Below are 651 nucleotides of genomic sequence, written 5' to 3' on the forward strand. Positions count from 1 at the left end.
CAAGCATGTCATCAATTGCTGCAAAAGCTTCTTCATTGGTCATTGCAACGATAACGCCTTTACCAGCCGCAAGACCGTCAGCTTTAATTACAATTGGTGCACCATTTTTTTCAACATAAGCTTTTGCTGCATCAACTTCCGTAAATACTTCATAAAAAGCAGTTGGGATGTTGTGGCGTTTTAAAAAGTGCTTAGCAAATGCTTTTGAGCCTTCAAGCTGTGCTGCATATTGAGTAGGTCCCCAAATTTTTACGCCTGCTTCACGTGCAGCATCAACAACACCATTTACTAATGGCGCTTCTGGGCCAACAACAATCAGTTCAACATTATTTTCTTTAGCAAAAGCAATAATTCCCGGGTTGTCTAAAATATCGAGCTGAACGTTAACGCATTTTGGTTCTGTTGCAGTTCCTGCGTTACCAGGCGCAACGAAAACTTGAGTAACTTTGGCATCTTGCGCGATTTTCCATGCTAAAGCATGCTCACGACCACCACTACCTAAAACTAAAATATTCATTTTTAATTTGTTCCTTAACTTTAATCCTTTTTCATCCCCCTCTATTTCTCAAGGTGGAGAGATAGTTCCATTATTGTGGAAAACCCTCCTGAATAAAAGGAGGGTTAGGGAGGACTAGATTTAAATTAGTGGCG

General features: G+C 40.4%; 1 protein-coding gene. It reads right to left on the minus strand.

What is annotated here, in order from left to right; genetic code table 11:
• Nucleotides 1–517, minus strand: a 517-nt coding sequence (locus tag ABD296_RS49750) for a phosphoribosylamine--glycine ligase (RefSeq protein ID WP_407061597.1), incomplete at its 3' end; no start/stop codon positions are given.
• Between the last annotated feature and the right edge of the window lie 134 nt (nt 518–651).

The sequence above is a fragment of the Actinomadura napierensis genome (assembly GCF_039529375.1).
In the GTDB taxonomy this organism is placed as follows: domain Bacteria; phylum Actinomycetota; class Actinomycetes; order Streptosporangiales; family Streptosporangiaceae; genus Spirillospora; species Spirillospora napierensis.